This is a genomic window from Lapidilactobacillus bayanensis (assembly GCF_003946695.1).
Lineage (GTDB): Bacteria > Bacillota > Bacilli > Lactobacillales > Lactobacillaceae > Lapidilactobacillus > Lapidilactobacillus bayanensis.
This window is the reverse complement of the sequence record NZ_RHOX01000055.1, coordinates 1-3,206: the sequence shown is the minus strand read 5'-3', so window position 1 is coordinate 3,206 and position 3,206 is coordinate 1. Positions and strand designations below refer to the sequence as shown.

At 49.5% G+C, this 3,206-nt stretch carries 2 rRNA genes; both read left to right on the top strand.

Annotated elements, in window-relative coordinates:
• Positions 1-99 precede the first annotated feature (99 nt).
• A 23S ribosomal RNA gene (locus EKM65_RS11040) occupies positions 100-3,021 on the top strand.
• 77 nt (positions 3,022-3,098) lie between these two features.
• Positions 3,099-3,206, top strand: a 5S ribosomal RNA gene (gene rrf, locus EKM65_RS11035); the annotation flags it as partial.

Sequence of the window (3,206 nt, the reverse complement as noted above, 5' to 3'; positions counted from 1 at the left end):
GATTCGTTCTTTGAAAACTGGATACTATTAAAACTGTAATAACCGAGAAACACACACAAGTAACTTTGTGATGACGACCAAAAGACTTTGTCTTTTAATGGTCAAGTTATAAAGGGCGCACGGTGGATGCCTTGGCACTAGGAGCCGATGAAGGACGGGACGAACACCGATATGCTTCGGGGAGCTGTAAGTAAGCAATGATCCGGAGATTTCCGAATGGGGGAACCCAATCATCCGTAGGATGATAACAGCTTAGTGAATACATAGCTAAGTTGAGGCAAACGCGGGGAACTGAAACATCTAAGTACCTGCAGGAAGAGAAAGAAAAATTCGATTTCCTAAGTAGCGGCGAGCGAACGGGAAAGAGCCCAAACCAATGAGCTTGCTCATTGGGGTTGTAGGACAAAACATATGGAGTTACAAAAGAGACAGTTAGTCGAAGTAGATGGGAAGCTACGCTAAAGAGAGTGAGAGCCTCGTAGACAAAAACTGTGTCCCTCCGTTTTGGATCCTGAGTACGGCCGGACACGTGAAATCCAGTCGGAATCTGGGAGGACCATCTCCCAAGGCTAAATACTACCTAGTGACCGATAGTGAACCAGTACCGTGAGGGAAAGGTGAAAAGCACCCCGGAAGGGGAGTGAAATAGATCCTGAAACCGTGTGCCTACAAGTAGTCAAAGCCCGTTAAAGGGTAATGGCGTGCCTTTTGTAGAATGAACCGGCGAGTTACGTTATTATGCGAGGTTAAGTTGAAAAGACGGAGCCATAGCGAAAGCAAGTCTGAATAGGGCGTTAAGTATGATGACGTAGACCCGAAACCAAGTGACCTACCCATGTCCAGGTTGAAGGTGTGGTAAAACGCACTGGAGGACCGAACCCACGCATGTTGAAAAATGCGGGGATGAGGTGTGGGTAGCGGTGAAATTCCAAACGAACTTGGAGATAGCTGGTTCTCTCCGAAATAGCTTTAGGGCTAGCCTCGAGGCTAGGATCATGGAGGTAGAGCACTGTTTGGACTAGGGGCCCGTCAAGGGTTACTGAATCCAGATAAACTCCGAATGCCATTGATCTAGTCCTCGGGAGTCAGACTGCGAGTGATAAGATCCGTAGTCGAAAGGGAAACAGCCCAGATCACCAGTTAAGGTCCCAAAATCTATGCTAAGTGGAAAAGGATGTGGAGTTGCGCAGACAACTAGGATGTTGGCTCAGAAGCAGCCACCATTCAAAGAGTGCGTAATAGCTCACTAGTCGAGTGACTCTGCGCCGAAAATGTACCGGGGCTAAGCATAGTACCGAAACTGTGGATGCATCCGTAAGGATGCGTGGTAGGAGAGCGTTCTAAGGGCGGTGAAGCTAGATCGTGAGGACTAGTGGAGCGCTTAGAAGTGAGAATGCCGGTATGAGTAGCGAAAGATAGGTGAGAATCCTATCCACCGTATGACTAAGGTTTCCTGGGGAAGGCTCGTCCTCCCAGGGTTAGTCGGGACCTAAGGCGAGGCCGCAAGGCGTAGTCGATGGCAAGCAGGTCGAGATTCCTGCACTTCTTTATTTTGTTTGAGTGATGGAGGGACGCAGTAGGCTAAGTTGAGCATGCAGCTGGAAAAGCATGTCTAAATAACGAGTCTAAGAATGAGTCAAATGCTTATTTTTATTAAAGACAAGTTATGATGGGGAGCGAAATTTAAGTAGCGAAGCAACTGATGTCACACTGCCGAGAAAAGCTTCTAATGAGAAATAAAGGACCCGTACCGCAAACCGACACAGGTAGTCGAGGAGAGTATCCTAAGGTGAGCGAGTGAACTATCGTTAAGGAACTCGGCAAAATGACCCCGTAACTTCGGAAGAAGGGGTGCTGACCGCAAGGTCAGCCGCAGTGAATAGGCCCAAACAACTGTTTATCAAAAACACAGGTCTCTGCAAAATCGAAAGATGACGTATAGGGGCTGACACCTGCCCGGTGCTGGAAGGTTAAGAGGAGTGCTTAGAGTTCGACTCGAAGGTACGAATTGAAGCCCCAGTAAACGGCGGCCGTAACTATAACGGTCCTAAGGTAGCGAAATTCCTTGTCGGGTAAGTTCCGACCCGCACGAAAGGTGTAATGATTTGGGCACTGTCTCAACGATAGACTCGGTGAAATTATATTACCCGTGAAGATGCGGGTTACCCGCGACAGGACGGAAAGACCCCATGGAGCTTTACTGTAGCTTGATATTGAATGTTTGTAAAACATGTACAGGATAGGTAGGAGCCGATGAAGTAGGGACGCTAGTTTCTACGGAGGCAATGGTGGGATACTACCCTTGTTTTATGAACATTCTAACCCGCGCCACACACGTGGCGGGAGACAGTGTCAGGTAGGCAGTTTGACTGGGGCGGTCGCCTCCTAAAGTGTAACGGAGGCGCCCAAAGGTTCCCTCAGAATGGTTGGAAATCATTCGCAGAGTGTAAAGGTATAAGGGAGCTTGACTGCGAGACCTACAAGTCGAGCAGGGACGAAAGTCGGGCTTAGTGATCCGGTGGTACCGTATGGAAGGGCCATCGCTCAACGGATAAAAGCTACCCTGGGGATAACAGGCTTATCTCCCCCAAGAGTCCACATCGACGGGGAGGTTTGGCACCTCGATGTCGGCTCATCGCATCCTGGGGCTGAAGTTGGTCCCAAGGGTTGGGCTGTTCGCCCATTAAAGCGGTACGCGAGCTGGGTTCAGAACGTCGTGAGACAGTTCGGTCCCTATCCGTCGCGGGCGTAGGAAATTTGAGAGAAGCTGTCCTTAGTACGAGAGGACCGGGATGGACACACCGCTGGTGTACCAGTTGTACCGCCAGGTGCAGAGCTGGGTAGCTATGTGTGGCAGGGATAAACGCTGAAAGCATCTAAGTGTGAAGCCCCTCTCGAGATGAGATTTCCCATAACGTAAGTTAGTAAGACCCCTGAGAGATGATCAGGTAGATAGGCTGAGAGTGGAAGTCTAGTGATAGATGAAGCGGATCAGTACTAATCGGTCGAGGGCTTGACCAAAGGTCAAAGTGTTAAAGGTAAGGCAGTTAAAATAGGATCCAGTTTTGAGGGAGCGAAAGCGAACTCAGGAAAGTTAGTGTGGTGGCGATAGCAAGAAGGATACACCTGTATCCATGCCGAACACAGAAGTTAAGCTTCTTAGCGCCGAGAGTAGTTGGTGGGAGACTGCCTGCGAGGGTAGGGCG